The following is a 4,891-nucleotide window of genomic DNA, read 5'->3' as shown; positions in this document are numbered from 1 at the left end:
TATACCAAGACTCTATAATCACTCACTCTGATAGCTAAAAAGATTTCTATACTTTATGTAGGCGTTTTTGCTAACTTAGTAGTTGTGCAATTAGTAAGCAGTCAGCTGCACAAAAAGTTTGTTATTTATCGCTCTAACAATAATCCAACCAAAGGAGTTCGAAACCCTCGTGCTAACTCTCACCCGCTGAGTAAAGCACCTAAGGCGTCAAACGCCAACATACAAGACACTTTCGATGCAAATAAACGTTTGCTCGCAAGTCACAGTAGAATGACAAAGAGGTTCGACTAAATGAAAAGACAGAAAAGAAACCCGATGCATCGCGCTTACAACCGCGGTTATCTTGCAGGTATTTCTGGAAAATCAAAATCACTCTGTGCTGCTTATTCTGAGGATGCCCAACAAGATTGGCTAAACGGCTGGCGAAACGGTCGTGAAGACAATTGGGACGGTCTCACTGGCGTCTCCGGCATCCATCGACTACCTACCATTTAGACTCTAGGATATTTTTTCAAGCTGGGGACAACAGTGCCTCAAATACAAGCCCGCTACAGCGGGCTTTTTTTGTTTAACTATACTCCAAAGCGAATAGCCTCAACGCAATCACGCACCAACTTCGGCCCTTTATATATCAACCCGCTATAAATCTGAACAAGTGACGCTCCTGCTTTGATTTTTTGCACGGCGTGCTCGCCCTCGGTGATTCCGCCAACACCAATAATTGGAATCTTTCCGCCCAGCTCGCTGGAGAATCGCCCGATCACGTGATTAGATTTGTCTAAAAGCGGTGCACCACTTAAACCACCGGCTTCGTTTGCATAAGGGCTTCCAACAACATTTGTGCGATCAAGTGTCGTATTACCTGCGATCACCCCGTCGAGCTCAAACTCAAGCAAACTAGCTGACACCAAACCTATTTCATCATCATTCATGTCCGGCGCGACTTTCACAGCCACTGGAACGTAACGCTTGTACTCATTTTGAAGGCGAAGCTGCTCAGTCTTTAACGCATCTAGCAGCTGCTTTAAAGAGTCTCCAAACTGAAGCGACCTGAGTCCCGGCGTATTCGGTGATGAAACATTGACCGAAATATAATCTGCATTCGGATACGCTTTGCGCAAACCAATCAAATAATCGTCGTTTGCCTTTTCGACCGGCGTATCGAAGTTCTTGCCTATGTTAATTCCAAGGGGGCCAGTAAAGTTCCTTTTTGCCGCCTTAGCTAGTAAATTGTCGATGCCCTTATTGTTAAATCCCATTCTGTTTATAATTGCCTGCTGCTCTTTTAGGCGAAACATTCGCGGTTTTGGGTTACCAGGTTGCGGACGTGGCGTAACGGTGCCGACCTCAATAAAGCCAAACCCCATCGCAGCCAAGCCGTCTATGTGCTCAGCGTTCTTATCCAAGCCTGCAGCTAATCCGACTCGATTAGGGAACTCTATCCCCATGATGGTCACCGGGTCTAACGCAATTTCGGGCATAAAAGGACTCACGAGTCCTAGCCGATTTAAAGCACTCAGCCAGTCTAGAGACAAATCGTGTGAGGTTTCAGGAGGAAGAGAAAAAAGCGCCGCACGGAGCAAAGAATAAGACATAAAAAACCTCGCAAATGATAGTGCGCGTAGTATAACGACTTTGAAACCACTGTCGAAGAAAAGCGAAAAACTCAAGCAATTTATTTTGCGCCTAAGCAAAAAATACCATTGACAATTACGCTCTGTGCGACCCTGAAATTTTACCCACATTTTCTGTGGATAACTCTGTTAGCATCTCGTGTTCATAACGCTAGAGACAAGCAATAAAGCGACCTTAAACAAATTGATCATTTTTTAACCAATTAAAAACACTATATTTTTCAGATACTTACAAAGCTATTTGCTTGTTCAATAATCATTCAGCTCAAACGCTATAGATCCGACACCGACATCGACCTTGTGTACAATAAAGTCAAGAAACTGTCATAACAGCGCAGATCAGACGCTATGCTTTAGCGCGGCAATCTGATCTCTGAGCGCCGCTGCCCGCTCAAAATCAAGCTCTTTCGCGGCTTTGTACATGTCATCCTCAAGCGCCTTAATAGACTTCAAAGCATCCTTGCCGCCAACATAGGATGGGGTATCTTCGGCGACTTTCTGACGCCCTTTTCTTCCCCGACCGGGCACGACCATCGCACCCTCCATAATGTCACCGATCGATTTGTTTAGCGCCTGCGGAGTAAGACCGTTTTCTAGATTGTGGTGTTCTTGCTTTTCGCGACGACGCTTTGTCTCTTCCATGGCTCTTTCCATCGAGCCAGTCACTCTATCGGCGTACAAGATTGCACGCCCTTCCAGGTTTCGCGCGGCACGGCCTATTGTTTGGATTAGAGAGCGATCAGAACGCAAGAACCCCTCCTTATCAGCATCAAGAATAGCCACTAAAGCGACCTCAGGCATATCAAGGCCCTCCCTCAACAGGTTGATGCCGACCAATACATCAAACACGCCTTTTCTTAAGTCCTGAATAATCTCAACCCGCTCTACGGTATCTATATCAGAATGTAGATATCGAACCTGCACGCCGTGCTCCATTAGATAGTCCGTCAAGTCTTCCGCCATACGCTTAGTCAGCGTCGTTACCAGAACCCGCTCCTCCTTCGCGACGGCCTGACGAATTTCTTCTAGCAAATCATCAACCTGAGTTGTTGCTGGTCGAACTTCGATCAAAGGATCAAGTAAGCCTGTCGGACGCACCACCTGCTCAACAACTTGTCCCGCATGCTCTGCTTCGTATTTTGAAGGCGTTGCGGAGACAAACACCATCTGAGGTGCAATTGACTCCCACTCATCAAAACGCATCGGCCGGTTATCCAACGCACTAGGAAGCCTAAAGCCATATTCCACTAGAGTCTCTTTTCTAGATCTATCACCTTTATACATCGCGCCAATCTGGGGCACAGTGACATGCGACTCGTCGATAACCATTAATGCGTCATCGGGTAAATAGTCGAATAACGTTGGAGGGGGCGCGCCAGAAGGCCGACCAGAAAGATAGCGCGAGTAATTTTCAATACCATTGCAATAACCCAACTCAACCATCATTTCGGTATCGTATCGAGTTCGCTCTTCAAGGCGCTGCGCCTCAACGAGTTTATTATTGTCTCTCAATTGCTTTAAGCGTTCTTTCAACTCCTCTTTGATTGCGTCAACCGCTTCAAGAATCGTTTGCCTCGGCGTCACATAATGCGACTTAGGGTAAATTGTAATTCGCGGAAGCTTGCGCAGCACTTCCCCGGTTAACGGATCAAACTCACTAAGTTGCTCAACCTCATCGTCAAATAACTCGATGCGAACTGCATCGCGCTCAGACTCTGCGGGGAAGACATCGATCACATCACCACGAACGCGATACGTTGCACGCTGAAGCTCCATATCATTGCGGGTATATTGAAGCTCAGCAAGGCGCTTCAATATCGCGCGCTGATCTGTTTGCTCGCCCCGATCTAGGTGCAGCATCATCTTCAAGTATGATGCAGGGTCGCCCAACCCGTAAATTGCCGATACAGTAGCAACAATAATGGTATCAGAGCGCTCCATTAATGCTTTCGTCGCAGAAAGGCGCATTTGCTCAATATGGTCGTTTACTGAAGCATCCTTTTCTATGAACGTATCTGACGATGGGACATAGGCTTCTGGCTGGTAATAGTCATAGTAGGACACAAAATATTCGACAGAGTTTTCGGGAAAGAACTCCTTAAACTCACCATATAATTGTGCTGCGAGCGTTTTGTTGTGCGCCATAATGATGGTGGGTCGCTGAACTTGCTCGATCACATTAGCGATAGTGAATGTTTTTCCCGAGCCGGTAACACCCAGCAAGGTTTGATGCATAAGGCCATCATTTAAACCTTCAACAAGGCCAGATATCGCGGTCGGTTGATCGCCTGCGGGTTTAAAGGCCGATGAGACCTTAAATTCCTTTTTCTTCATATTTCGGATTTACGTATGCAGTGTTAAACTTAGCGCGCTAGAGCACCCCGAACGGGGTGATCGCAATAAAAAAGCTATTTGGTTCTCTTCGCCCATGCTAACAAATATTCGCTACTTACTCGCGAAATAAATAAAGCTGAGCACACAAAGAGATCACAACATTTAATGAGTTGAGGCATTCATCTTGGAACCGTCATTATCCAATCGCGTTCAAAATATAAAACCTTCACCCACCCTCGCCGTAACGAACAAAGCAAACGAGTTGCGCGCAGCCGGTAAAGATATTATCGGTCTAGGCGCGGGCGAACCTGATTTCGATACTCCCCAGCACATTAAAGATGCGGCTATTGAAGCAATCGCCCAAGGCAAGACAAAGTATACGGCTGTCGACGGCACACCCGACCTTAAGAACGCGATCATTGAGAAATTTAAGAACGATAATGGGCTGGCATACGAAGCGAATCAAATACTCGTTTCAAGCGGCGGCAAGCAAAGTTTTTTCAACTTAGCCCTTGCCTTACTTGATCCTGGCGATGAAGTGATTATTCCTGCTCCTTACTGGGTCTCATACCCTGACATGGTGATTGTCGCGGAAGGCAAGCCAGTCGTTATCAATGGCGGACCAGAGCAACATTTCAAGATCACCGCAGCACAACTTGAAGACGCGATCACAGACAAGACAAAACTGTTTGTTATCAATAGCCCGTCTAATCCGACTGGCATGGCTTACACACGTCAAGAGCTCAAAGAGATCGCTGACGTATTGTTACAGCACCCGCACGTCATGATTGCAACAGATGACATGTACGAGCATATTCTTTGGACCGACGAAGGATTCAACAACATATTAAATGTTTGTCCTGAGCTCTATGATCGAACATTTGTCCTAAACGGGGTTTCAAAGGCTTATAGCATGACGGGTT

At 46.4% G+C, this 4,891-nt stretch carries 4 protein-coding genes; 2 read left to right on the top strand and 2 right to left on the bottom strand.

What is annotated here, in order from left to right:
* The first annotated feature begins 291 nt into the window (after positions 1-291).
* Positions 292-495, top strand: a complete 204-nt coding sequence (gene rmf, locus A3750_RS12135; protein WP_068458759.1) for a ribosome modulation factor — start codon at positions 292-294, stop codon at positions 493-495.
* Between the two features lie 77 nt (positions 496-572).
* On the opposite strand, the gene A3750_RS12130 is transcribed toward rmf, so the two are convergent.
* Positions 573-1,595 (bottom strand): quinone-dependent dihydroorotate dehydrogenase, encoded by a 1,023-nt coding sequence (locus A3750_RS12130; protein WP_068458760.1) that lies wholly within the window; start codon positions 1,593-1,595, stop codon positions 573-575.
* Between the two features lie 378 nt (positions 1,596-1,973).
* Entirely contained in the window at positions 1,974-3,968 is a 1,995-nt protein-coding gene (gene uvrB / locus A3750_RS12125; protein ID WP_068458761.1) for an excinuclease ABC subunit UvrB, read from the bottom strand.
* Positions 3,969-4,149: 181 nt separating this feature from the next.
* On the opposite strand from uvrB, the gene A3750_RS12120 reads away from it, so the two are divergent.
* Positions 4,150-4,891: pyridoxal phosphate-dependent aminotransferase (locus tag A3750_RS12120; RefSeq protein ID WP_304440189.1), on the top strand; the 742-nt coding region annotated here is incomplete at its 3' end.

It is taken from the genome of Oleiphilus sp. HI0079, from assembly GCF_001635105.1.
Note: the sequence above shows the minus strand (reverse complement) of the source record. Positions and strands in the feature narration are given on the sequence as shown.